Origin of the sequence: Pseudaeromonas paramecii (assembly GCF_039540575.1) — a bacterium.
Classification (GTDB): Bacteria; Pseudomonadota; Gammaproteobacteria; order Enterobacterales; family Aeromonadaceae; genus Pseudaeromonas; species Pseudaeromonas paramecii.
In genome coordinates this window covers 64,113-89,257 of the sequence record NZ_BAABFC010000007.1, presented here as the reverse complement: position 1 = coordinate 89,257, position 25,145 = coordinate 64,113, and the positions used below count along the sequence as shown (strand labels likewise).

21 protein-coding genes are annotated in these 25,145 nt (G+C 62.7%); 9 read left to right on the top strand and 12 right to left on the bottom strand.

Annotated features, from left to right (window positions below; all coding sequences use genetic code 11):
* Positions 1-48: 48 nt before the first annotated feature.
* Complete coding sequence (gene dnaK / locus ABD847_RS05105) at positions 49-1,968, bottom strand: molecular chaperone DnaK (protein WP_345010709.1); 1,920 nt, start codon at positions 1,966-1,968, stop codon at positions 49-51.
* Positions 1,969-2,112: 144 nt separating this feature from the next.
* Positions 2,113-2,691, bottom strand: a complete 579-nt coding sequence (grpE, locus tag ABD847_RS05100) for a nucleotide exchange factor GrpE (RefSeq protein WP_345010707.1) — start codon at positions 2,689-2,691, stop codon at positions 2,113-2,115.
* Between the two features lie 159 nt (positions 2,692-2,850).
* On the opposite strand from grpE, the gene nadK reads away from it, so the two are divergent.
* Both nadK and recN read left to right on the top strand, forming a co-directional pair.
* Complete coding sequence (gene nadK / locus ABD847_RS05095) at positions 2,851-3,735, top strand: NAD(+) kinase (protein ID WP_345010705.1); 885 nt, start codon at positions 2,851-2,853, stop codon at positions 3,733-3,735.
* Between the two features lie 89 nt (positions 3,736-3,824).
* Entirely contained in the window at positions 3,825-5,492 is a 1,668-nt protein-coding gene (gene recN / locus ABD847_RS05090) for a DNA repair protein RecN (RefSeq protein ID WP_345010704.1), read from the top strand.
* 133 nt (positions 5,493-5,625) lie between these two features.
* On the opposite strand, the gene udp is transcribed toward recN, so the two are convergent.
* From udp to ABD847_RS05060, 6 genes are all read right to left on the bottom strand, one after another.
* A complete protein-coding gene (udp, locus tag ABD847_RS05085) occupies positions 5,626-6,396 on the bottom strand; it encodes a uridine phosphorylase (protein ID WP_345010703.1) in 771 nt (256 codons plus the stop codon).
* A gap of 205 nt (positions 6,397-6,601) precedes the next feature.
* Positions 6,602-8,491: a DEAD/DEAH box helicase gene (locus ABD847_RS05080; RefSeq protein ID WP_345010701.1), complete on the bottom strand. Its 1,890-nt coding sequence runs from the start codon at positions 8,489-8,491 to the stop codon at positions 6,602-6,604.
* A gap of 137 nt (positions 8,492-8,628) precedes the next feature.
* Positions 8,629-9,060, bottom strand: coding sequence for a hotdog fold thioesterase (locus ABD847_RS05075; RefSeq protein ID WP_345010699.1), 432 nt, complete (start codon positions 9,058-9,060; stop codon positions 8,629-8,631).
* 27 nt (positions 9,061-9,087) lie between these two features.
* Entirely contained in the window at positions 9,088-10,548 is a 1,461-nt protein-coding gene (gene modF / locus ABD847_RS05070) for a molybdate ABC transporter ATP-binding protein ModF (RefSeq protein ID WP_345010697.1), read from the bottom strand.
* A gap of 101 nt (positions 10,549-10,649) precedes the next feature.
* Positions 10,650-13,721, bottom strand: a complete 3,072-nt coding sequence (gene ydiJ / locus ABD847_RS05065) for a D-2-hydroxyglutarate dehydrogenase YdiJ (RefSeq protein WP_345010695.1) — start codon at positions 13,719-13,721, stop codon at positions 10,650-10,652.
* A 133-nt stretch (positions 13,722-13,854) separates the two neighbouring features.
* A complete protein-coding gene (locus tag ABD847_RS05060; RefSeq protein WP_345010693.1) occupies positions 13,855-14,364 on the bottom strand; it encodes a GNAT family N-acetyltransferase in 510 nt (169 codons plus the stop codon).
* A 187-nt stretch (positions 14,365-14,551) separates the two neighbouring features.
* Here ABD847_RS05060 and ABD847_RS05055 point away from each other — a divergent pair, with 187 nt between their 5' ends.
* The 6 genes from ABD847_RS05055 to ABD847_RS05030 all read left to right on the top strand — a co-directional run bounded on the left by ABD847_RS05055 (position 14,552) and on the right by ABD847_RS05030 (position 21,529).
* On the top strand, positions 14,552-15,472 hold the full coding sequence (locus ABD847_RS05055; RefSeq protein WP_345010690.1) for an aminoimidazole riboside kinase: 921 nt from the start codon (positions 14,552-14,554) through the stop codon (positions 15,470-15,472).
* A 271-nt stretch (positions 15,473-15,743) separates the two neighbouring features.
* Positions 15,744-17,228 carry a carbohydrate porin gene (locus tag ABD847_RS05050; RefSeq protein WP_425568399.1) on the top strand — a complete coding sequence of 495 codons (1,485 nt, stop codon included), beginning with the start codon at positions 15,744-15,746 and terminating at the stop codon, positions 17,226-17,228.
* 80 nt (positions 17,229-17,308) lie between these two features.
* A complete protein-coding gene (locus ABD847_RS05045) occupies positions 17,309-18,679 on the top strand; it encodes a sucrose-specific PTS transporter subunit IIBC (protein ID WP_345010688.1) in 1,371 nt (456 codons plus the stop codon).
* Positions 18,679-20,106, top strand: a complete 1,428-nt coding sequence (locus ABD847_RS05040; protein ID WP_345010793.1) for a sucrose-6-phosphate hydrolase — start codon at positions 18,679-18,681, stop codon at positions 20,104-20,106. Before ABD847_RS05045 ends, ABD847_RS05040 begins: the two co-directional genes overlap by 1 nt.
* Positions 20,107-20,114: 8 nt before the next feature.
* A complete protein-coding gene (locus ABD847_RS05035) occupies positions 20,115-21,155 on the top strand; it encodes a LacI family DNA-binding transcriptional regulator (protein WP_345010686.1) in 1,041 nt (346 codons plus the stop codon).
* Complete coding sequence (locus ABD847_RS05030; RefSeq protein ID WP_345010684.1) at positions 21,155-21,529, top strand: hypothetical protein; 375 nt, start codon at positions 21,155-21,157, stop codon at positions 21,527-21,529. The genes ABD847_RS05035 and ABD847_RS05030 overlap by 1 nt, the downstream gene beginning before the upstream one ends.
* Here ABD847_RS05030 and ABD847_RS05025 read toward each other — a convergent pair.
* From ABD847_RS05025 to ABD847_RS05010, 4 genes are all read right to left on the bottom strand, one after another.
* Complete coding sequence (locus ABD847_RS05025) at positions 21,526-21,780, bottom strand: TIGR02647 family protein (protein WP_345010682.1); 255 nt, start codon at positions 21,778-21,780, stop codon at positions 21,526-21,528. The two genes, ABD847_RS05030 and ABD847_RS05025, sit on opposite strands and share 4 nt — an antisense overlap.
* Positions 21,781-21,965: 185 nt before the next feature.
* Positions 21,966-23,042: a choice-of-anchor A family protein gene (locus ABD847_RS05020; RefSeq protein ID WP_345010680.1), complete on the bottom strand. Its 1,077-nt coding sequence runs from the start codon at positions 23,040-23,042 to the stop codon at positions 21,966-21,968.
* A gap of 187 nt (positions 23,043-23,229) precedes the next feature.
* Positions 23,230-23,694: a GNAT family N-acetyltransferase gene (locus ABD847_RS05015; RefSeq protein WP_345010678.1), complete on the bottom strand. Its 465-nt coding sequence runs from the start codon at positions 23,692-23,694 to the stop codon at positions 23,230-23,232.
* 19 nt (positions 23,695-23,713) lie between these two features.
* On the bottom strand, positions 23,714-24,139 hold the full coding sequence (locus tag ABD847_RS05010; RefSeq protein ID WP_345010676.1) for a GNAT family N-acetyltransferase: 426 nt from the start codon (positions 24,137-24,139) through the stop codon (positions 23,714-23,716).
* 126 nt (positions 24,140-24,265) lie between these two features.
* Here ABD847_RS05010 and ABD847_RS05005 point away from each other — a divergent pair, with 126 nt between their 5' ends.
* Complete coding sequence (locus ABD847_RS05005) at positions 24,266-25,084, top strand: shikimate 5-dehydrogenase (protein WP_345010674.1); 819 nt, start codon at positions 24,266-24,268, stop codon at positions 25,082-25,084.
* Positions 25,085-25,145 lie beyond the last annotated feature (61 nt).

The following is a 25,145-nucleotide window of genomic DNA, read 5'->3' as shown; positions in this document are numbered from 1 at the left end:
GGGCGTTGGTTGCCCAACGCCCGTATCCGCTACCGGACCCGGCAACGATTATTTCTTGTCGTCTTTAACTTCTTCAAACTCAGCATCCACCACATCATCGTGGGCGGCGCCCTGGGCCTGGCCGGCATCACCGGCCTGGGCCTGTTGCTGAGCCTGTTGCTGCGCCAGCTCCATCAGCTTCTGCGCCGCCATCATCAGCGCCTGTTGCTTGGCTTCGATCTCGGCCTTGTCATCACCACGGATGGCACCGTCCAGATCGGCAATGGCCGCCTCAATCTTGCTCTTCTCATCCGCCGGCAGGGCGTCACCGGCTTCGGTGACCTGCTTGCGGGTGGCATGCACCAGAGCATCGGCCTGGTTGCGCGCCTGCACCAGCTCCTCAAACTTCTTGTCCTCGGCGGCGTGGGCGGCGGCTTCGCTGACCATGCGCTGGATCTCCTCGTCAGACAGACCAGAGGAGGCCTGGATGGTGATCTTCTGCTCCTTGCCGGTCTCCTTGTCCTTGGCGGACACGTGCAGGATACCGTCGGCATCGATGTCGAAAGTCACCTCGATCTGCGGCAGGCCACGGGGTGCCGGGCGAATGCCTTCCAGGTTGAACTGGCCCAGTGACTTGTTGTCAGCGGCGCGCTTACGCTCCCCCTGCAGCACGTGAATGGTCACGGCAGACTGGTTGTCTTCGGCGGTGGAGAACACCTGAGACTTCTTGGTCGGAATGGTGGTGTTCTTCTCGATCAGGGCGGTCATCACACTGCCCATGGTCTCGATGCCCAGGGACAGCGGGGTGACGTCCAGCAGCAGCACGTCGTGCTTCTCACCGGCCAGCACGCCACCTTGGATGGCGGCACCCATGGCCACGGCTTCGTCCGGGTTGACGTCCTTGCGGGGTTCCTTACCAAAGAAGTCGGAAACCACCTTCTGTACCATGGGCATGCGGGTCTGACCGCCCACCAGGATGACGTCGTCGATCTCGGACACGGACAGACCGGCATCCTGCAGCGCGATGCGCACCGGCTCCATGGACTTCTTCACCATGTCTTCCACCAGGGACTCCAGCTTGGAGCGGGTCACCTTGATGTTCATGTGCTTGGGACCGGTGGCATCGGCGGTGATGTACGGCAGATTCACGTCGGTCTGCTGGGCAGAGGACAGCTCGATCTTGGCCTTTTCGGCGGCTTCCTTCAGACGTTGCAGGGCCAGCTGATCCTTGCGCAGATCGATGCCTTGCTCACGCTTGAACTCGTCCACCAGATAGTTGATCAGGCGGTTGTCGAAGTCTTCCCCACCCAGGTGAGTATCCCCGTTGGTGGCCAGCACCTCGAAGGTCTTCTCGCCATCCATCTCGTCGATTTCGATGATGGAGATATCGAAGGTACCACCGCCCAGGTCATACACGGCAATCTTACGATCGCCCTTGACCTTGTTCACGCCGTAGGCAAACGCCGCAGCGGTCGGTTCGTTGATGATGCGCTTGACCTCCAGGCCAGCGATGCGACCGGCATCCTTGGTGGCCTGACGCTGAGCGTCGTTGAAGTAGGCCGGTACGGTAATGACGGCTTCGGTCACCGGCTCGCCCAGGAAGTCCTCGGCGGTCTTCTTCATCTTCTTGAGCACTTCGGCAGAGATCTGCGGCGGTGCCATCCGCTTGCCCTTCACCTCAACCCAGGCGTCGCCGTTGTCGGCGCGGGTGATGGTGAACGGCATGATGCCGATGTCGCGCTGCACTTCTTCGTCTTCGTAACGACGACCGATCAGGCGCTTGATGGCATACAGGGTGTTCTTGGGGTTGGTGACAGCCTGACGCTTGGCCGGCTGACCCACCAGGATTTCACCGTCATCGGAATAGGCGATGATTGACGGTGTGGTGCGGTCCCCTTCGGCGTTCTCAATAACACGGGCATGATCCCCGTCCAGAATGGCCACGCAGGAGTTGGTCGTACCCAGGTCAATACCGATGATTTTACCCATTTCTATTCTCCGAAATTCTTTATGCTTGATTCGCAATTGCACTGTGGCGGTGACATCCGGCGCTGTCGCATTGGCGCTGTCACCCGGCCTTGTCTGCTATATGGGGGTGTCTTTTACCCCTTCAAGGCCCAGGGCCAAAAAAACTTACGCCTGGGTGTCTACGCTGGGTGACTTGGCCACCATCACCATGGCCGGGCGCACCACACGACCGTTGAGCTCGTAGCCCTTCTGCATCACGGCGATCACCGTGTTGGGCGCCACCTCGGCGTTCTCAATCATGCTCATGGCTTGATGCTGGTTGGGATCGAATGGCTGACCCTGCGGGTTGATGGCCTGCACGCCAAACTTGGCCACCGAGTTCTGCATGGATTGCAGGGTCAGCTCCACCCCTTCCAGCAGGGGCAGCAACACCTCATTGGCCTTGTCACCGGCCTCCAGGGCGCGCTCCAGATTGTCGATCACCGGCAGCAATTCACCGACAAACTTCTCCAGCGCAAACTTGTGCGCCTTCTCCACATCCTGGGCGGCGCGGCGGCGGATGTTCTCCATCTCGGCCACGGCGCGGACGGCACGGTCCCGCTCTTCGGCGGCAGCGGCTTCGGCGGCTTCAAGCTTCTCCAGCAGCGCCTGCATATCAAACTCCACCTCGGGCACCGCCTGTTCGGCCTGCTCCAACTCGGGTTGCGCCTGCTGTTGCTCCATCGCTTGGTCCTGATTGTTCATGATGACTCCCACTTACCTATTTCAAGTTGCAGCTATTATGGGGATGAAGATCCCGCTTTCAAGGCCAGGGCGAAAATCCGCAGCGTTTGCAGCAGGCTTGCGGTGGTATCGGCCTTTGGCGCTATACTGGAGCCCCACTGGTTTTGCGAGCATTGCATTATGGCTCAAGCCTTTAACACCATTGCCCTCATCGGCAAGCCCCAACATGCCGGCACCAACGAGACACTGCAGGCCCTGCACGATTATCTGCGCGCACTGGGTTATCCCGTCCTGGTCGAGAGTCGCGTGGCCCGCCAGCTGGGCGTGGATCCCGCCTGTGCCCGGGATCTGGTGCAGTTGGGGGAAGAGGCTGATCTGGCCATAGTGGTGGGGGGCGATGGCAACATGCTGGGGGCCGCCCGGGTGCTGGCGCGCTTCGATGTGGCCGTGCTGGGGGTAAACCGGGGTAACCTGGGTTTTTTGACCGATCTGACACCGCAAGACTTTGCCGAGCCGCTGAGTCAGGTGCTGCAAGGACGTTTTCAGACCGAGTATCGCTTCTTGCTGGAGGCCGCAGTGCACCGCCACGGCGAACGCAAGGCAGCCAATACGGCACTCAACGAGGTGGTGCTGCATCCGGGCAAGGTGGCCCACATGATTGATTTTGCCGTCTACATAGATGACAACTTCATGTACAGCCAACGGGCTGACGGCATCATAGTCGCCACCCCCACCGGTTCCACCGCCTATGCCCTCTCTGCCGGCGGACCCATCCTCACTCCCGGGCTCAATGCCCTCTCATTGGTGCCCATGTTCCCCCATACCTTGAGCTGCCGCCCCATCGTCATCGATGCCGACAGTCAGGTGAAACTGGTGGTGTCACCCGACGATCAGGCTGAACAACTGCTGCTGAGCTGCGACGGCCACGTCAACCTGGCGGTCAACCCCGGCGACGAGATACTGATCGCCAAGGCGCCCCACAGACTGCGGCTGCTTCACCCTGAAAATCACAGTTATTTCAACGTACTAAGAAGTAAACTCAGCTGGGGTAGCAAGCTGTTCTAGTTCGCCTCACCCTGTGCACTTTTCGCGCTTTACTGTATTGATAAACAGTATATACTGTTTGTCAATACAGTATTGTTCGCAGGTGCCGCATGCTGACTCAACTCACTATCCATAACTTCGCCATCGTCAAATTCCTCGAGCTGGATCTGCAGTCCGGCATGACCAGCATCACGGGGGAGACCGGCGCCGGTAAATCCATCGCGATTGATGCCTTGGGCCTGGCCCTGGGCGGTAGAGCCGAGGCCAGCATGATACGGCCAGGATGCGACAAGACGGAAATCAGTGCCCGTTTCAACCTGTTGCGCAACCCGCCGGCTCGCCGCTGGTTGCAACAGCAGGAGCTGGAGACGGAAGACGAGTGTCTGCTGCGGCGGGTGATCACGGCTGAGGGCCGCTCCCGCGCCTACATCAACGGCACCCCGGTGCCGCTGGCACAACTCAAGGCCCTGGGTCAGCTGCTTATCAACATCCACGGCCAACACGCCCACCAATTGCTGATGCGGCCCGAACAACAGCTGGCCATACTGGATGCCTATGCCGCTCACACCAGCCTGCTGGAGGAGGTGCGCCAGCATCACCAGAGCTGGCGCCAACAACAACAGACGCTGCTGCGCCTGCAGCAGGAGGCCGAACAGCGGCAGGCCCGCCGTCAGCTGTTGGAGTATCAGGTGCAGGAGCTCGACGAGTTTGCCCTGCAGGACGGGGAATTCGCCACCATCGAGGCGGAGCACAGCCGCCTGGCCAACAGCGGTGCCCTGGTGGCGGACTGTCAGTACTGTCTGGATGGCCTGCACGACAATGATGAATACACGGTTTTAGGTCAGCTCAAGGCCCTCATTCGTCGCCTGGAGCAGATGCAGAGCCTGGATCCGGCCCTGCAGCCGGCCTTGGGGCTGCTGCAGGAAGCCCAGATCCAACTGGATGAGGGCTATGACGAGCTGCGTCACTATCTGGATCGGCTGGAGCCGGATCCCGAGCGTTTCGCCCAATTGGAGAGCCGTCTCACCAAGACACTGGACCTGGCCCGCAAGCACCAGATCAAGCCGGCCGAGCTGGTGGCCCACCATGCCGGCTTGCAGGCCGAGTTGACCAGCTTGCTGGCCTGTGATGAGCAGCTTGAGGGCCTGCAGGCCGGTCTACAGGCCAGCCTGAGTGCCTACCAAGCCGCCGCCGGTCGCCTCAGTGCCAGCCGTAGCCGCTATGCCCAGCAACTGGGGGAGCAGATCAGTCAGCATATGCAACAGCTCAACATGCCCCAGGGCCGTCTCGTCATCGACATCAGCCCGGCGGCCGATCGACACCCCAGCCCGCTGGGTCAGGATCTGGTGCAATTTTTGGTGGCAACCAACCCGGGACAACCCTTGCAACCCCTGGCCAAGGTGGCCTCCGGCGGCGAACTCTCCCGCATCAGTCTCGCCATCCAGGTGATCACCGCCGAGCGCATCGCCACCCCCAGCCTCATCTTCGATGAGGTGGATGTGGGGATCAGTGGTCCCACCGCCGCCGTGGTGGGAAGGTTGCTGCGCCAGCTGGGCCAATCCACCCAGGTTCTGGTGGTCACCCACCTGCCCCAGGTGGCGGGTCAGGGACATCACCATTTCCTGGTGGCCAAACAGCACGATGGCGAGCAGACCCAGACCAGCATGGCCGCCCTGGACCTCAGTGGCCGGCTGGGTGAGCTGGCCCGCCTGCTGGGGGGCGATCAGATCACCGACAACACCCTGGCCAATGCCCGTGAGCTGCTGGCCCAGGCCTAGCCTGGCGGAGAATCCGGTATAAAGTCCGGCGGCAGATGTCAGCGTGATTGGCATGATCGATCGGACAACAGTGATAAAAAAACAGGGTGCGCACTGCACCCTGTTTTTTTGGATTGGCAAATGACGGCTGGCCTTAGACCGCGCCGGTCACCAGTTGACGGGCCGCCGCGATGACGATGGCCACCGCATCCCCTTCGGTCTTGGCCAGGGTCACCGCATCCGGGATCTCCTGGCCGGTACGATTGACGATCACCCCCGCCACACAGCCCGCTTTGAGCCCCTGACTGGCACACATGGTCAGCAGGGTTGCCGATTCCATCTCGTAGTTGAGCACGCCCATGGCCTGCCACTGCGCCATGGAGCCGGCAAAGCGCCGGGTCACCCGACCGGAGAAGGTATCGTAGCGCTCCTGGCCCGGATAGAAGGTATCGGAGGAGGCGGTAACACCCACGTGGGGCTCACACCCCGCAGCCTGGGCGGCCGCCACCAGGGCGGTGGTACAGGCAAAGTCGGCAACCGCCGGAAACTCCAGCGGCGCAAAATGCAGACTGGCCCCATCCAGGCGTACCGAACCCGTAGTGACGATCACATCCCCCACCGCCACATGGGGTTGAATGGCCCCCGTGGTGCCCACCCGCAGGAAGGTGCGAACACCCAGCTGGGCCAGCTCTTCCACCGCGATGGAGGTGGAGGGTCCACCGATGCCGGTGGAGCAGATCACCACAGGCACCCCAGACAGTTCCGCCAGATAGCTGGTGAACTCACGATGGCTGGCCAGAAAGCGGGGATTCTCCATCCGCTCGGCGATACGCTTCACCCGTTCCGGATCCCCCGGCACTATGGCCAGGGTGGCGCCGGCCAGATCGGCCTGTTGCAAACCTAAATGAAATACGGCGTGACTCATGATACGTAGCTCCTTATGTGGCGCCCGCCCCGGCTTACCGGCTGCTCAGTGGCCGGCGGACAGCGGGTGCACTCATGATTATGTGGGACCCCATGGCAGGTAAAAGTGCGGTAAAACGCTTTTATTTCAATTTATTAGAATAATAGCCTGCTGAATCAAAACAAAAAGCCCCCGGCAAGCGGGGGCTCTTGTCTAACAAGGGGGCTTAGCGGTCGTTGCGGCCGCCCTTGTCAAACTTGCGCGGACCCCGCTTGAAGTCGCCCCGGTCGTTACCGAAGGGCCGCTCCCGGCCTTCGCCACGACCACGCCCGTCACCACGACCGCGACTGTCGCCACCGAAGGGCTTGCCGCCAAACGGCTTGCCACGGCGCTCGCTGCGCTGGGGCAGCTCACCGGTGAAGACGCTGATCTCCAGCGGACGGCCACAGACCCGGGCCTTCTTCAGCACATCCATCACCTCTTCCGGCATGCCTTCGGGCAGATCCACGGTAGTGCAGGTGTCGAAGATTTCGATATGGCCAATGTAGGAGCTGTCGATGTCCGCCTCGTTGGCGATGGCACCGACGATCTGGCCTGGCTTGACGCCGTGCTCATAACCCACTTCGACACGGTAGCGTACCGTGCTCACCTCAGGATGGTCCTTCAGCGGACGCGGGCCAGTGCTGGGCTGCTTGCGTTCACGACGCTCGTGGCGATCGTCACGCTCAAAGCCGCGCTCACTGTTGCGATCTCGGCGATCGTCCATGTTGCGCTGAGCCGGCTCAGGCTGGCTTTCGTCCATGAACAGGGGCTCGTCCCCCTTGACCATCTTGGCCAGGGCGGCACACAGATCCAGCGGATCCGTGGTGTCGTCCTGCAGGAACTCGGCCACCACTTCCTGGTACTGTTCCAGATCGTCCGACAGCAGGGTGTCGCGGATCTGTTGCTTGAACTGCTCCATCCGGTGACGGTTGATGTCCTGGGCGGTGGGCATGTGCATCGGCTCGATGGGCTGACGGGTGGTGTGCTCGATGGCACGCAGCATGCGGCGCTCGCGGGGAGCGACGAACAGGATGGCATCCCCGCTACGACCAGCACGGCCGGTCCGGCCGATACGGTGTACATAAGATTCGGTGTCGTAGGGAATGTCGTAGTTCACCACGTGGGTGATCCGCTCCACATCCAGACCCCGGGCAACCACGTCGGTGGCCACCAGAATGTCCAGTTGGCCGCCCTTGAGCTTCTCCACGGTGCGCTCACGCAGCTTCTGCGGGATATCGCCGTGCAGGGCCTCACAGGCATGACCACGGGCGGCCAGCTTGGTGGCCAGCTCTTCCGCCGCCGTCTTGGTACGCACGAACGCCAGCAGGGCATCGTAGGGTTCCACTTCCAGCAGACGGGTCATGGCATCCAGCTTGTGCAGACCGGAGACCATCCAGTAGCGCTGACGCACGGTGGAGGCGGTGCTGGTCTTGGCCGCGATCTTCACCTCTTTGGGTTCCTGCAGGTGGCGGTGGGCCACACGGCGGATCACATCGGGCATGGTGGCGGAGAACAGGGCGATCTGACGATCGAAGGGGCACTGCTCGATGATCCACTCCACATCGTCGATGAAGCCCATGCGCAGCATCTCATCGGCTTCATCCAGTACCAGGGCACGCAGGGCGGACAAGTCCAGCTTGCCGCGGCGCATCATGTCCATCACCCGGCCAGGGGTCCCCACCACCACCTGGGCACCACGCTTGAGGGCACGCAGTTGGGTGTCGTAGGAGGAGCCGCCGTAGATGGGCAGCACATGGAAGTCCGGCAGGTACTTGGCATAGCTTTGGCACGCCTCGGCCACCTGAATGGCCAGCTCCCGGGTCGGGGCCAGCACCAGCACCTGGGTGGCGGTATCGCTGGCGTTCAAGCGGGAGATGAGCGGCAGGGCGAAGGCGGCCGTCTTACCGGTACCTGTCTGGGCTTGGCCCAGCAGATCGCGGCCTTCCAGCAGCGGCGGAATGGCGGCGGCCTGGATGGGGGACGGGGTTTCATAGCCTACGTCGTTCAGGGCGCGCAGGATAGGTTCAGCCAGACCCAGTTGTTCAAAGCTGGGCAGGGTCTCGTTCTCAGACATATTTTCTTCCGTTAGACAGTGTCGTGGGGCGGGCGCTGTAGCGGCAGAAAAACATCTGGAGTCGCTGGCTGGCCCGAAAAAGGGGGGCGATTATAACCATAACCCTCCGCCTTGTCGTTAAAAATGTGACATTAATCTCAGCGCTTCGGTTTGTTCTTCAGTACGGCCAGGGTCAGACGGCTGATACAGATGAGCCGCTGAGCCTCATCCTCCAGCCGGATCTGCCACACCTGAGTGGTGGCCCCCAGGTGCAAGGGGGACGCCATCCCGGTCACGAGTCCCTCACGCATGGCCCGCAGGTGGTTGGCATTGATCTCCAACCCCACACAGCAGTGCGTCCGCGGCACCGCCAGGTTGCCCGCCACCGACCCCAGGGTCTCCGCCAGCACCACGGATGCGCCGCCATGGAGCAGTCCCATGGGCTGATGCACTGTGGGCCCCACCGGCATGATCCCCACCAGGCTGTCGTCACTGACTTGGGTATAGCGTATTCCCAGATGAGCCACTAGGGTATTGGCGGAGCCGGCATTGAGCCCGTCCAGGGTAAAATCGCGCTGCCAAATGGCCATACTCTCTCCTTATATAGGTGCTTTTTTCTACTCGTGCGTTTCGGTGTGCAGGGCCAGTTGACGATAACCATAGCCGCCCTGCCCGTCCGACTCGAAGCTCAATCTGTGGGTGATGCCTTCCGGCGCATCCTCGGCATGGTGCGAGACAAACAGCACCTGGCTGCGGCCCGCCGCCATCAGCCGGCCCACCCAGTGGCGCACCAGATGCCGGTTGATGGGATCCAGTCCCTGCAGGGGTTCATCCAGGATCAGCAGCGGCGGATGCTTCACCAGGGCGCGGGCAATCAGCAGCAGCCGCTGCTGGCCAAACGACAGGCTGTGAAAAGGGCGTCGCGCCTGGTCACTGAGCCCCAGCAGTGCCAGCCAGCGTCGAGTCAGAGACAGCTCCAGATCCCCCGGCGTCTGATACAGGCCGATGGAGTCATAAAAGCCCGACAAGATCACCGCCTCCGGGGTGGTCTGCACCCGGTATTCCAGGTGCAGCGCCGGACTCACCAGGCCGATGTGGCGCTTGATGTCCCAGATACTCTCGCCGCTGCCTCGCCGCCGACCAAACAGGGTGACCTGGTTGCAGTAGCCCTGGGGATGATCCCCCGTAATAACCGACAGCAGGGTCGACTTGCCGGCACCATTGGGCCCGGTGATCTGCCAGTGCTGGCCAGGCAGCAGCGCCCAATCCAGACCCTGGATCACCCTGTGCTCATCATAGCGGATGGTCAGCTGATGCAGCTCGACCAGGGGCAGGCCTGGTGCAGCGGCGGGTTGGGCCGGCGGAGGCAGGCTGCAGGGCGCCTGCTGCTCCAGCAGCTGCCATTGCCGCACCTCGGCGGAAGCCATGACAGACTCCCGCGCCCCCGTCAGCAGCAGTTGGTTATCCCCCAGCACGCCCAGATGGGTGGCACAGGGCGGCACCTCGTCAAAGCGATTGAGGATGAGCACCAGCCCCTGCCCTTGTCGATGCAAAGACTGCAGCCGCTCGGTCAGCTCGCGACGGGCCTGGGCGTCCAGGCCGTCAAAGGGCTCATCCAGAACCAACCAGCGGGGCGCCTGCAGCAGGGCGCGGGCCAACAGCAGCTTGCGCCCCTCGCCGCTGGAGAGTACCCGAAACGGACGCGCCAGCAGCGGCAAGAGACCCAGTTCCGTCAGCAGCCGCTGCCCCGGGGAAGTCTGAACGGCCGCCGCTGGCAACAGCTCCCCGGCCAGCCAGCCCGCCTCCTCCCCGTCGGCCAGCATGTCGGTGTTGCGGCGCTGCCAGTCCTGATCGACCAAGGCCTGCTGCTGCTCGAAGCTCAAGCGCAGCGCCTCGGGTGCCGGCGGCGCCTCACCCGCCAGCAACGGCAATTCGCCGCACAGGGCGCGGGCCAGGGCCGTCTTGCCGCTGCCATTGGCACCGACAAAGGCCCAGCATTGCCCAGGGGCCAGGGTCAGTTGGGGGATCAGCAGCTGGTGCAGTGAACTCAAGGCAAAGCGGGCGGCAGACCAATGCAAGGTAGAGTCTCCTATGATGGTAACGCCCTATGACTACGCCCGGGGCAGGGCCAGTGCAAGATATGGGACAAGAAAAAGGCGCGGTAGCCGCGCCTTTTGCCTTAGAGCAGCCCCAGCAGGGCCTGCAGCGGGTGCTTGAGCTTCTCCCCCTCCATCCGCTTGACCTGGCTGCGGCAGGAGTAGCCGGTCACCAGGCAGCGCTCCTTGGGCCGCGCGGCCAGGGCCTGCTGCCAGCTCATGGCATAGATGGCCTTGGAGTCCTCCAGGTGGCCGGCATCGTGTCCGTAGGTGCCGGCCATGCCGCAACAGCCCACCGCCACCGGCTTGAGTTCGGCCCCCAGATGCTCGAACAGCTTGGCCCAGTCGCCGTGGCTGGAGGGCACCGCCGTCTTCTCGGTGCAGTGACCAAACAGATGGTAGGGTTCAAAGCGGCCCAGCTGACGCTGCGGAATGGCGTGAATGGCCCCCTTGAGCCACTCCTGGGGCAGCAACACCTGGAAGTCACCCCGGGCATCCCCCAGGGCGCGGGCATATTCGTCCCGGTAGCACAGCACCATGGCCGGATCCGGCCCCACCATGGGGATGCCCAGGTGATGCAGGCGATTGAGCAGTTGGGCCGCATTGGCCGCCGTCTTGGCGAAGGCCCGCAGGAAGCCCTTGATATGCTGGGGCTTGCCATTGGGCTTGAAGGGCATCAGCAGCGGCTGATAGCCCAGCTTTTCGATCAGCAGCACCAGATCCCGCACCACGGGAGCATCGTAATAGGAGGTGAAGGGATCCTGCACCACCAGCACCACCTTGCTACGCTGGGCCGGGCTCATGGCCTCCAGCTTGGCCAGATCGAACAGGCGGGCATCGTGGCCGGCCAATGACTGCTTGAGGGTCGGCTGGCTCAGCAGGGGCACGTCCACCATGCCGACTGTCTTGGCGGTGACATCCTGCACCCACTGCTGCTGCAAGAAGAAGTTCACCACCCCCGGCGCCTTGGCCATCAGGGGGGCGTAAGACTCCACGGTGGCGACAAAGTAGTCCTTCACGGGACGCAGATAGCGCTGGTGATACAGCTGCATGAAGCGGGCGCGGAAGGCCGGCACGTCCACCTTGATGGGACACTGGCTGGAGCAGGCCTTGCACGCCAGGCAGCCTTGCATGGCCTCCATCACCTCGTGGGAGAAGTCGTACTGGCCGCGACGGCGGGCCAGGGTGTTCTTCACCTTGTCCACCAGCTCCTTCCAGCGCAGGCCGCCGGCCAGCTGGGCATCCGCCTCTTCGCTGAGCACGTTGACGCCCTGATTCTCCAGCTGGCGCAGCCATTCGCGCATCAGACCGGCCCGCCCCTTGGGCGAATGAATGCGATCCCCGGTGAGCTTGAAGCTGGGACACATGGGCGAGTGCTGCTCGAAGGTGAAGCACAGGCCGTTGCCGTTGCACTCCATGGCCTCGCGGAAACTGTCGCGCACCACCACCGGGATCTGGCGATCGAAGTGGCCGCGCTTCACGGCATCCACCGATACCAGCTCGGCGTCACTGGCCAAGGGCGTGCAGATCTTGCCCGGGTTCAGACGGTTGTCCGGGTCGAAGGCCCCCTTGATCTTGCGCAGCTCGGCAAACAGGCTGTCGCCGAAATAGGCCGGACCGTACTCGGAACGAAAACCCCGGCCGTGCTCACCCCACATCAAACCACCGTACTTGGCGGTGAGGGCCACCACCTGATCGGAGATCTTGCGCAGGGTCACCTCCTGCTCGGGATCGCACAGATCCAGCGCCGGCCGCACGTGCAGCACGCCGCAGTCCACGTGACCGAACATGCCGTAGTGCAAGCCATGGCTGTCCAGCAGGGCGCGGAACTCCATGATGTAATCCGCCAGGTGCTCAGGCGGCACGGCCGTGTCCTCGGTGAAGGCGACCGGCTTGGCACGCCCGGCGGTATTGCCCAGCAGGCCCACCGCCTTCTTGCGCATGCCGTAGATGGCCTCCACGCTGGCCAGATCGTCACAGCACTGATAACCGATGACCCCGGCCTCGCCGGCCGCCATCTGCGCATCCAGACGGGCGCACAGGGCCGCCACCTTACGCTGCTGCTCGGCCGCGTCGTCACCGGCAAACTCGACAATGTTGATGCCCTGCATCGCCTGTCCCGGCACGTCGGCGATCAGATCCTTCACCGAGTGCCAGATGATGTCGCCACGGGCCAGGTTCAGCACCTTGGAGTCCACCGTCTCCACCGACAGCGCCTCGGCGGCCACCATGACATTGGCATGGCGCAGGGCCGCCTCGAAGCTCTGGTACTTGACGTTCACCAGGGTACGCAGGCTGGGGATGGGAGTCAGATCCAGGGTGGCCTCTGTGATGTAGGCCAAGGTACCTTCGGAGCCGCACAACAGGCGGGAGAGATCCAGACCGCGGGGCAGCTCGCCCTCGGCGGGCAGATAGGCATGCTTGAGGTCATAGCCGGTGAGGAAGCGGGTCAAGGGCGGGAAGGTGGCGTCGATCTCGGCGCGCTTGCCCTCCACCGAGGCCAGCACCTGGCGGTAGATGGCCCCTTCCCTATCGTCCTGGGCCAGCTTGGCCTCCAGGGCGTCACCACGCAGCGGACCGCACTCCAGCACGGTACCGTCCATCAGCACGGCGGTGACCGCCAGCACATGATCCGAGGTCTTGCCATAGACCAGGGAGCCCTGGCCGGAAGCATCGGTATTGATCATGCCGCCGATGGTGGCACGGTTGCTGGTGGAGAGTTCCGGTGAGAAGAAGAGGCCATGGGGCTTCAACGCCTGATTGAGCTTGTCCTTGACCAGGCCCGCCTGCACCCGCACGGTACGGGCCTCGGCCTCCAGGCTCAGCAGGGCCGTCATGTGGCGCGAGAGATCCACTATGATGCCGTCGTTCAGGGACTGGCCGTTGGTGCCGGTACCACCACCACGGGGAGAAAACTGGATCTGGGCATGCTCGGGTTGACTGGCCAAGGTCATCAGCCGGGCCAGATCCTGGGTGTCCTTGGGAAACACCACGGCCTGGGGCAGCCACTGGTACACACTGTTGTCTGTCGCTACCACCAGACGGCTGGCATAGGCGGTCTCGATATCACCGACAAACCCGGCGCGCTCCAGCGCCGCCACAAAGGCCTGATACTGAGGCTTGATTCCATCCTGAAGAGAAAGTCTTGGGATCATGACTGCATACTTCCCGCAATAAGGCGACCGTCCGCGGCCCCTGCACGCTATAAAGGGCGGATATTGTATAGCAGGGCCACGGCACGGGCCAAAGCAAAAGTGCGGATGGAGTCAAACGCAGCAAACGATTGCGCTAAGGGGCCGCCTGTGGCGCAAAGCGCGCCAGCAACAGTTGCCAATAGCCCAGGTTGATCCAGCGCTCCGCCTGACAGCCCACCTCGTTGAAATGAGCCACCTTGCGAAACCCCAGCTTCTCATGCAGGCGAATGCTGGCGGCGTTGGGTAGCGGAATGGCGGCCAGCGCCTGATGAAATTGCTGTTCCCGCAACTGACCGATCAAGGCCCGATAGAGTTGGCTGCCCAGATTCTGCCCCCGCACCGACGCATCCAGATAGACGCAGGTCTCCACCGTATAGCGAAAGGCCGGTTGCTCACGCCAGGGCATGGCACAGGCATAGCCCAGGGGCTTGTCCAGCTCGCAGTACACCAGCCATGGCAGGCGCGGTGTCCAGGCGGCGATATGCTCCGCCATGCGATCCGGCTCCAAGGGGTCCCGTTCCCAGCCACCCCCGCTCTGAGACTGATAGGCATCATAGATCTGGCTCAACTGCTCGGCATCCTCGGGTTTGACGGCACGGATCATGGCGGCTCCTGACGGGGATCTGGACTCGTTATGAGTATGGAGCGCCGCCGCGCCCCTGCCTCGACCGGCACAGGAAAGGCCATCAAGGCGTGAGTCAGATCACATCAGACGCAGGATCCACAGAGAAAGCGTGATCCGCTAAACCGATTTAGCTATCTTTAACAAAACTGCACAGTGAGGAAACAACATGCAAAACACCATCTGGGTGCTGGGGGATGCGGTGATCGATCTCGTGCCCGACAGCGATGGCCGTTATATCAAATGCCCCGGCGGTGCGCCGGCCAACGTGGCCGTCGGTGCCAGCCGACTGGGGGGCCGCAGCCGCTTCATCGGCCGGGTGGGCCAGGATCCCTTCGGCCGTTACCTGCGTGGGGTACTGCAAGGCGAAGGCGTCGACACCACCCAGCTGTTCGCCGATCCCGACCATCACACCTCCACCGTGCTGGTGGATCTGGACGATTGTGGCGAGCGCAGCTTTACCTTCCTGGTCAATCCCAGTGCCGATCAGTTCCTCACCACCGACGAATTACCCGAGTTTGCCGCCGGTGACTGGCTGCACTGCTGCTCCCTGGCCCTGGCCCGGGAGCCGGTGCGCGGCACCACCTTTGCCGCCATGGCCGCCGTGCACGCCGCCGGTGGTCGCGTGAGCTTCGATCCCAATATCCGTGAAGACGTCTGGGCCGATCCAGCCGAGCTCCGGCCTTGCCTGGAACAGGCGCTGGCCCTGGCCCAGGTGGTCAAGCTCTCCCAAGAGGAGCTGCACTATCTGTGCGGCCCGGTAGCGCTGGAGGCCGGCGCGCGCCAGCTGGTGGCGCGCTTCGGGCTGGAGCTGCTGGTGATCACCCTGGGTGGCGACGGCCTGCTGGCCTGTCATCAGGGACAGCTTCACCGGCTGGCGACCCAGCCCATCCAGCCGGTAGACACCACGGGGGCCGGCGACGCCTTCGTTGCCGGTCTGCTGGCGGGGCTGGCCCAGGCGGGCGAGCTGCCTGACTGGTCGCGCCTCGAACCCATACTGCAGCATGCCCAGCGCTGCGGCGCCCTGGCCTGCAGCGCCAAGGGGGCCATGACGGCCCTGCCGACGGCGGCCCAGCTGGCTGCCGGCTAACCCTTTCCTAGGTGTGTCCTACTCCTTGCCGGGCCTCGCGCCCGGCTTTTTTTGTTTAGCCGGCAAAACAGCTTAGCTGACACGAATCAGCTAGCCACTTGAAACCATTTTCCCGCCGTATCGCCGCAATTTTGCACGAGGGATCACAATTGCTAAAACCAGTTAGCAACTTCATTTGATAATCCCGCATCCAGCCCCTAACCTCCAAACTGCAAAACCGGTTTAGCAAAACAAAAGTAACAAGGCTAACTGACCCTGAAGGAACAACATCATGTTTAGACCCAGTACCCTCGCTGCCGCCATCGCCCTGGCCACCCTGAGCGCCCCGACCCTGGCAGCCAGTACCGCCGACCTGGAAACCCGCCTGGCGGCCCTGGAGCAACGCCTGGCCGAGACGGAAGCTCGTGCCGCCGCAGCAGAAGCCCAGGCCGCCGCCGCCACCAGTCAAGCCCAGACTGCCGCCGACCAGACTCAGGCCACCGCCGCCAAGACCGACGAGCTGAGCAAGAAGACCGAGCTGCTCAGCGGCCTGGAGTTCCACGGCTACGCCCGCTCCGGCCTGCTCATCAACGACCAGGCCAGTGGCAGCAAGGGCGGCCCCTACCTGACCCCGGCCGGCAGCGTGGGCGGTGCCGTCGGCCGTCTGGGTAATGAAGACGACACCTACATGGAGCTGAATCTGGAGCATAAGAGCCACCTGGATAACGGCACCAGCACCCGCTACAAGATCATGCTGGCCGACAGTCAGGAGTCCAGCAATGACTGGACCGCCAGCACCTCCTCGCTGAACGTGCGTCAGGTGTTTGCCGAGCTGGGCAGCCTGCCCTCCTTTGCCGGCAGCCCCACCTTCAAGGATGCCACCCTGTGGGCGGGCAAGCGCTTTGACCGGGACAACTTCGACATCCACTTCCTCGACTCCGACATCGTTTTCCTGGCAGGGACCGGCGCCGGTATCTATGACGTGAAGTGGAACGACAGCGCCCGCAGTAACTTCTCCTTGTATGGTCGGGACTATGGCTCTGTGGATACCCTGGGCACCGTCAACGACGACATTGAAAGCTACACCCTCACCGCCAACAACTACTTCGGCAAGCTGCAGTGGATGCTGAACGGCCTGAAGGCCAAGGATAACGATGCCCGGGTGGCAGACGGCGCCAGCTCAGGGGTGCATACCATGCTGGCCTGGCACGGTGACAGCTTCTACGGTCTGTCCGACGGCTTCTTCAAGCTGGCGGCCCTGTACGGTCACGGCCTGGGCGCCGAGGTCAAGGGCATCGGCAGTGACGGAGCCCTCAACAAGGATGCCGACACCTTCCGTCTGGCCACCTATGGGGTCACCCAGTTCGCCGGCAACTGGCGCCTGGCACCGGCCATCCTGGCCCAATCCAGCACCGACCGCTATGTGAAGGGCGACGACTACAAGTGGGTCACCTTCAACGCCCGCCTGGCCCAGGAACTGACCGAGAACTTCGAGCTGGTGTACGAAGGCAGCTATCAGTACATGGATCTGGATCCCCAGGGCTACAACGACTACCAGGCAGCCAAGGGCAACTTCTATAAGCTGACCTTTGCCCCCACCTTCAAGGCCAGCACGGCGGCCGGCTTCTTCGAGCGCCCCGAGCTGCGCCTGTTCGCCACCTACATGGACTGGGACAAGGAACTGGACGGCTATGCTGACAGTGACACCCTGGGCAGCAACAACTTTGGTAGCGGTGGCCAGTGGAGCTTTGGCGTCCAGATGGAAACCTGGTTCTAACCCGGTCGGGGCGCCGCTATGACGGCGCCCCGTGAACCGTACAAGAAAACGGTACAAGAAGAAGGCAAACGAGGAACAAGATGAACTATCAAGCAACGGTCAATCAGATGCTGCCCCTGCTGGGTGGCAAAGACAACATCGCCAGCGCCGCCCACTGCGCCACCCGGCTGCGTCTGGTGCTGGTGGATGACAAGCAGGTGGACAAGCCTGCCATCGAGAAGCTGGACGGCGTCAAAGGCTGTTTCAGCAACGCCGGCCAGATCCAGATCATCTTCGGCACCGGGGTGGTCAACAAGGTCTATGCCGAATTCGCCGCCCTCACCGGTCTGGCGGAGGCCAGCAAGGAGCAGGTGACCCAGCTGGCCACCCAGAAGCTCAACGTGGCCCAGCGCATCGCCCGCACCCTGTCCAACATCTTCGTCCCCATCATACCGGCCATCGTCGCCTCCGGTCTGCTGATGGGTGCCCTGGGGATGGTCAAGACCTACGGCTGGGTGAGCGGCGACTCCGCCCTCTTCATCATGCTGGACATGTTCAGCTCCGCCGCCTTCATCATACTGCCCATCCTCATCGGCTTTACCGCCGCCCGGGAATTTGGCGGTAACCCCTATCTGGGGGCCACCCTGGGGGGCATACTCACCCACCCGGCCCTGACCAACGCCTGGGGCGTGGCCGGCGGCTTCAAGACCATGAGCTTCTTCGGCATCGACGTGGCCATGATCGGTTACCAGGGCACCGTCTTCCCGGTGCTGCTGGCAGTCTGGTTCATGAGCCACCTGGAGAAGCGCCTGCGCAAGGTGATCCCCAATGCCCTGGATCTGATCCTGACCCCCTTCCTCACCGTCTTCATCACAGGTTTCGTGGCCCTGCTGTTCATCGGCCCCGCCGGTCGCATGCTGGGTGATGGCATCTCCTTCGTGCTGAGTAACCTCATCGGCCATGCCGGCTGGCTGGCGGGTCTGGTGTTTGGCGGCACCTACTCCATGATCGTCATCACCGGCATCCACCACAGCTTCCACGCCATTGAGGCGGGCCTGCTGGGTAACCCGGACATCGGCGTCAACTTCCTGCTGCCCATCTGGTCCATGGCCAACGTGGCTCAGGGTGGTGCCTGTCTGGCGGTCTACTTCAAGAGCCGGGATGTGAAGATCAAGGCCATCGCCGTGCCCTCCGCCGCCTCCTGTCTGCTGGGGATCACCGAAGCGGCCATCTTTGGTATCAACCTGCGCTTCGTCAAACCCTTCCTGGCCGCCCTGCTCGGTGGTGCCGCCGGTGGCGCCTGGGTGGTGGCCAGCCATGTGGGCATGACCGCCGTGGGCTTGACCGGTATCCCGGGGATTGCCATCGTGCAGGCCAACTCGGTGCTGAATTACCTCATCGGCATGGTGATTGCGTTCGGCCTGGCGTTCGTTGTCTCCTACACCCTGCGTTACAAGACGGATAGCGAATGATGTCCGAACTGACATTACTGCATAAGCTCGCCCGGTCGCTGATGACCGGGCAACTCCGCGCCGCGGCCGACCCCCATCGGCCGCATTGGCATTTGGCGCCCCCGGTGGGCCTGCTCAACGATCCTGTGGGGTTCGTGGAGGCCGATGACGGCTACCACCTGTTCTACCAGTGGAACCCCCTGGCCTGCGCCCACGGTGCCAAGTTCTGGGGCCACTGGTCCTCGACGGATCTGGTGCACTGGCAGCACGAGCCGGTGGCTCTGCTGCCCAGCGAGGCCTACGAGCGCAACGGCTGCTATTCCGGCAGCGCCGTGCTGCACCAAGGCCGTGTCCACCTCATCTACACCGGCAACGTCAAGTACGACGACGGTAGCCGCACCGCCTATCAGTGCCTGGCCCGCCAGATCGACGACGGCACCTTCGAAAAGCTGGGCCCCGTCATCGACCTGCCTGACGGCTACACGGGCCACGTGCGGGACCCGAAAGTCTGGCGCCAGGGCGACCACTGGTACCTGGTACTGGGCGCTCAGGATGCCCAGCTCAAGGGCCAGGTGCTTTGCTATCGCGGTGACGACCTGCAGCACTGGCAACTGCTGGGTGAGCTGACCGGCTCTGGCCACAACGGCCTGGGCGAGTTCGGCTACATGTGGGAGTGCCCGGATCTGTTCGAGCTGGATGGCAGCGACGTGCTCATCTGCTGTCCCCAGGGGTTGAGCCCCCAAGGGGATCGCTACCAGAACCTGTTCCAGTCCGGCTACTTTGTCGGCCAGATGGACTACGCCAGCGGTCGCCTGACCCATGGCGAGTTTACCGAGCTGGATCTGGGCTTCGAGTTCTACGCGCCCCAGACCACCCTGACCCGGGATGGCCGCCGGCTGATCGTCGGCTGGATGGGACTGCCGGATGACAACGAGGCCAGCCAGCCCACCCGCGATTATGGCTGGCAGCATCAGATGACCTGCCCACGGGAGCTGCGTCTGGTGGCGGGGCGTCTGTATCAGCAGCCGGCCCGGGAGCTCACGGCCCTGCGCGGCCCCGGCACTCGCTGGCAAGGCCCCGCCGAGGCCGCCCCCCTGCTGGATGGCCGCAGTGCCGAGCTGTTTTTGCAGCCCCAGGGCCATTGGCAGCTGACCCTGGGTGAGTCCGCCTGGCTGGCCTATGTGAACCACACCCTGACCCTGTGCCGCCGCAACTGGCGCACCGGCGAATGGGAGAGCCGCCATTGGCACGGCGAGCTTATGGATCTGCGCCTGCTGCTGGACGCCTCCAGCATTGAACTCTTCATCAATGGCGGTGAGGTGGTAATGTCGTCGCGTTATTTCCCAGGGGAAGCGGTGCCGCTGGGCTGGACGGGCAGCGCAGAGCTACGGTTGGAGTACTGGCCGCTGTCGCCCTGCATGCTAGAATGGGCCACGCCCATGAGCTGAAGAAGCCAGTGAAAAATCAAAAACGTGTCACCATCAGTCGCATCGCCGAGCTGGCGGGGGTCTCCAAGGCCACCGCCAGCCTGGTGCTCAATGGCCGCAGCGATGAATACCGTGTCGCCGAAGAAACCCGCGAGCGGGTGCTGGCCATCGCCCGGGAGCAACACTACCAGCCCAGCATCCACGCCCGCGCCCTGAGCTCGGGCCGCAGCTACACCCTTGGCCTGGTGATCCCGGATCTGATGAACTTCGGTTTTGCCTACACGGCCCGGGAGCTGGAGACCCTCTGTCGCGAGGCGGGTCTACAGCTGCTCATCGCCTGTACCGACGACAACTCGGCCCAGGAGCAGATGGTGGTGGACGCCTTGATCCAGCGGCAGGTGGACGGCCTGCTGGTAGCTTCCAGTGCCTTAAGCGATCAGCTCTATCAGAAGATCAACCAGAGCCTGCCGGTGGTGCAGCTGGACCGGCACATTGGCGAGTCCACCCTGCCCATGGTCATCTCCGATGCCTGCCAGGCCACCGCCCAGGTGACCCAGATGCTTGCCCGCCACAGCCCGGACGAGATCTACTACTTCGGCGGACAACTCAAGCTCTCCCCCAGTCGGCACCGGCTGGCCGGTTATGAGCTGGGGCTCAAGCGCGCCGGCATCACGCCACCGGATCACTGGATCCAGCACAAGGATTTCCAGCCCCGCTCCGGCTACGACATGATGGCCGAGCTGTGCAACCAGTTGGGCCGCCCACCCAAGGCGCTGTTTACCGGCTCCTTCACCCTGCTCGAAGGGGTGCTGCGCTACCTGCAGCAACATCAGCTGATGGAAGCCAATATCTATCTGGGCAGCTTCGACGATCACGATCTGCTGGACTGTCTGCCCCTGCGCATCGACTCCATCGCCCAGGACTGCCCGGCACTGGCCTTCCATGCCTTCAGCCTGATCCAGCAGCTCATCGCCGAGCAGACTCCGGCACAGAATGCTCAGGTGCTGGCGCCGCGGATCCGCTGGCGCAATCCCGCCTCGATTCGTCTGCTCAACGAGGACCGCAGCTGATGAGCCGATATCGGTTGCTGCTCAGCCTGCTCTTGATACCCGTGCTGAGTTCGGCCAGTCAAGCCATGGCCCCCACGGCGCCACTGCCCCTGCCGGCCGACAGCCAGGCAGGGGTCGATCTGTGCGTCAAGCTGGTGGCCATCCGCCTGGGCCGACTGATGGATTTGCATGTGACCCAGCGCCAGGCCCTGCCGGGCGACCGGTTATTGGTGGAAGGCGAAGCCAGACAGAGCCAGCCGCCGGTGGGCTTTGCCTGTGTGATGGAAAGAGAAGAGAAACCAGCGGAGGCGACGCACGTCACCCCCGACTGGCAGCTGGCCAAGCTGGAACTCTACCAGCTGCAAGGGCCGAAGGAACTCAGTACGCCGGATTAACGGCTCGGCTCGCCCAAGGCGTTGATCAGGGGTTGCAGTTGCTCCCGCAGTGTCATGCCAAAGGGGGTGAGATAACCACCGTCGGCGGCGGTCAATATCCCTTTTTGATGCAGGCGATCGGCGGCCTGACGCAGGGCGGGATCGCACTCGTGATGCAACTTGATGCCCTGTTGCAGGTTATCCGGCTCAAAGCAGGACAACAGCTTGAGGTCGTCGACGAAATTGGCACTGATGAGGGGGTTGGCTTGCATGGGCTACTCCTAAAAGACCAGTCAGTTCCCCACCACGCTAGCATGGCCGATGCTGACCAACTGCGCCGCGCATCAAACTTAGCAAGCCCATTCTCCGCCAACCCGCGAGCATCTGGCCAATATGTCTATCCGGCCACAAAAAAAGCGCACCATGTGGCGCGCTTATTCAAGAGTGACGGGCGACATCAGGCCCGGCGTTGCCGCCACCACAAGCCCAGCATGCCCAAGCCCAACAACCAGCCATAAGCCGGTTCCGGCACGGCCGAGGCGATACCGGTTACCGAGCCGGTAAAGCCGGCATCCCGAATGGCACCATACTGGGTCAGATTGTTCACGAATACGCCACCCCAAATTTCATTGCTGTTGGTCAGGTTGGCATAGGGCGCCAGTATGGTGCCACCAAACTGACTGGAGAGGGTCAGGGAGCTGGTATCGATAAAGTTCCAGATAGTATTGGTGGCCAGCTGCTGGGCACTACCGGCCAGGAAGTTGGCATACAGGCTCAGGCTGTCGCCGGTGACGTTGAAGATCAGGGTGCTGACATCGCTGGCCACATCAAACTGGAACTCGCCGTAGGAGGTCAACAGACTGCTGGCACTGCCGGTGAGATCGATGACCGCCACCCCATCACTGCCGGCGGTGGCGGTGAAGGTCACCTTGTTGCCACTGACACTGGTGCTGCCGGTGGCACTCAGGGTGGACAGCTGTTGAGACAGGTCAACGAGCTGGCTCTGGTAGTCGCTGGTGCTGGTGCCCTGGGCGGCCTGCACTTCGGCACTTAACAGGCTGCTCTGGCTCAGATCGCTGATGAGAGGCTGATTGAGGTTGCCCCCGGCGACGCTGCCCGCCACATAGGTGGTGCCGCTGCCGTTGTAACTGGTGTTGCTGCTGCTCCCCAGGATGGCCGAGCTGCCATTATTGATGGTACTGTTGCTGATGGCACCGCCAACCACGGCACCACCGTTTTGCACCGACACACCGCTGGCGCTGCCCTGTACCGTCAGACCGGCATAACTGGAGCTGCCGAGGGTCTGGCCCCAGGCGGCATAGGTTCCGCCACTGGCGCTGCCCCCCACATAGGCGCGGCCCGCCACCTCCTGATAGGAGGTGGTATTGCCAAACACCATGAGGTTGAATTGCTCCAGCAACTGCTGGCTGGAGAGGGCACTGCTGGCCCAGACCGGCAGGGCGGTGACACTGAATAAGCACAGACCCGCCAGACGAGTCGCCTGACGAGACAGCCGCTTGTAGGGGATCGGCATGCGTTCTTCCTTGTGATGAGTCTAATTATGCTGTTCCGACCGGCGTCACCCAGTCGAAGTTAGAGTCTTTGCGTAATATCATAGCGCTAAGTTAACTTTTGCATACCTTTTTTAACCCAATCACATTTTTTGCCCCTGTCCCCGCCTCCCAGGCCAACCCTATTGCAGAAAATTGAACGATGGCGGCCTATCGGCCCTCGCGTTCCAGGCCATAGATACTGCGGGGTTGGCCACTGGGATCATAGCCATCTGCCAGGCGGCGCCAGCCGAACTGCTCATAGAAACCATCATGGTCCGTGGTCAGGTACAAGCTTGCATACGGCGAGGCCGCCAGCCACTGCCCGGCATGTTCCAACAGCCGTCCACTCAGACGCTGCCCTCTGTGTGCTGGTGCCACATACAAGCAGCACAACCAGGGCCAGAGATCGTGCCGGCTGATGAAGTCATTCACGATGAAGCCGTAACAGCCGGCGATCTCGTCTTCGTCCATCAACAGGAAGAATTGCGGCAAGCCAGTTCCACTGGCCGCCGAGTGCTGCACCACATCGCAATAAAAGGGGTAATTACCATCATCCCCCCACTTGTGGTGCAGGTAACGCGCCGCCTCATCCAAACCGGCGGGATACTGATGCACATTGATGATCTGGTACATGACTCGCTCCTGATGTGGCTCAATCGTGCGATGCCAGTTGAAGCCAATAGTAATCACCATGTTCTCCCCTACCCCGCCCCTGGCAGGTAAAGCCCATGGCGCGATAAAACAGCAGGGCCCGTTGATTTCTGGTCAGGCACTTAAGGTGCATGGTGTGATAGGTTTGCCGGGCCGCCAGTAACAGCCGTCGGCCTATGCCTTGATGCAGCCGGTCGGGGGCTACATACAGATGATGAATAAACTGATCCGGCTCGTAGATGCCGATAAACCCCACCACCCGGTTTTTCTCCAGGGCCACCAGTACCCGCTCGCCCTGGGTATCTCGCTCAAAATCACCCAGGGCATACTCCCGGGTATCCAACCAGGGGAACGCGGCGCGGCGCGAGGCCAGGTAGAGGGCCTGCAGCGCAGGGAGCTGTTCAGACTGTCGCTCTGTGATCTCCATATCGCTCCTGGATTGGCAAAAGAGGAAACCTCACTGCGGGCAAGCCAGCCCTTTTCGTGCGATGGCGCTTGGGGCATGGTAGAGATCGTTGGCCAATGCTGGCCGCCCTCACCGTAAGGAGTTCTGATGACCCGGCAGTTAAACAAGGATACTCAGGTCTGCATGTCGCTGGCCGCCCGCCCCAGCAACTACGGCACTCGCTTTCACAACTACCTCTACGATGCCCTGGATCTGGACTATCTGTATAAGGCCTTCACCACCCAGGACATCACAGGCGCCATCACTGGGGTCCGCGCCCTGGGTATTCGCGGCTGCGCCATCTCCATGCCGTTCAAAGAAGCCGTCATCCCGCTGGTGGACGAACTGGATGAGTCAGCCAGGCTCATCCATTCGGTCAATACCATAGTCAATAGCAACGGCCATCTCAAAGCCTACAACACCGATTATCTGGCCATCGCCCAGTTGCTACGGGAGCGCGGGATCCCCAACAGCCTGCCGTTTGCCCTCAAGGGCAGCGGGGGCATGGCCAAGGCCGTGGCCTGTGCCCTGCAACAGGCCGGCTTTACCCAGGGCCATATCATCTCCCGCAATGCCGCCACCGGCCAGGCACTGGCGGATCTCTACGGCTATCACTACCAGGCCGATATGACAGGCATAGCGGCCGAACTGCTGATCAACGCCACCCCGGTGGGGATGCAGGACGGTGCCGAGGCTGATGCCCTGGCTTTCAGCCAGGAGCAGATTGCCCAGGCCCAGGTGATCTTCGAGGTGGTGGCCCTGCCGGCCCAGACCCCGTTGCTCAAAGAAGCCCGCGCCCAGGGCAAGGCGGTGGTGACCGGCGCCGAGGTGTTTGCCCTTCAGGCGGTGGAGCAATTTGTGCTGTACACCGGGGTACGCCCCAGCCATGAGCTGTTTTTGGAAGCCGTTGCCTATTCAAGGGGATGATGGCCTCAACAGGGCTCGTCGTCATGCCCCAGCCCGGGTACGGCGATTGGCAGATGCGCCG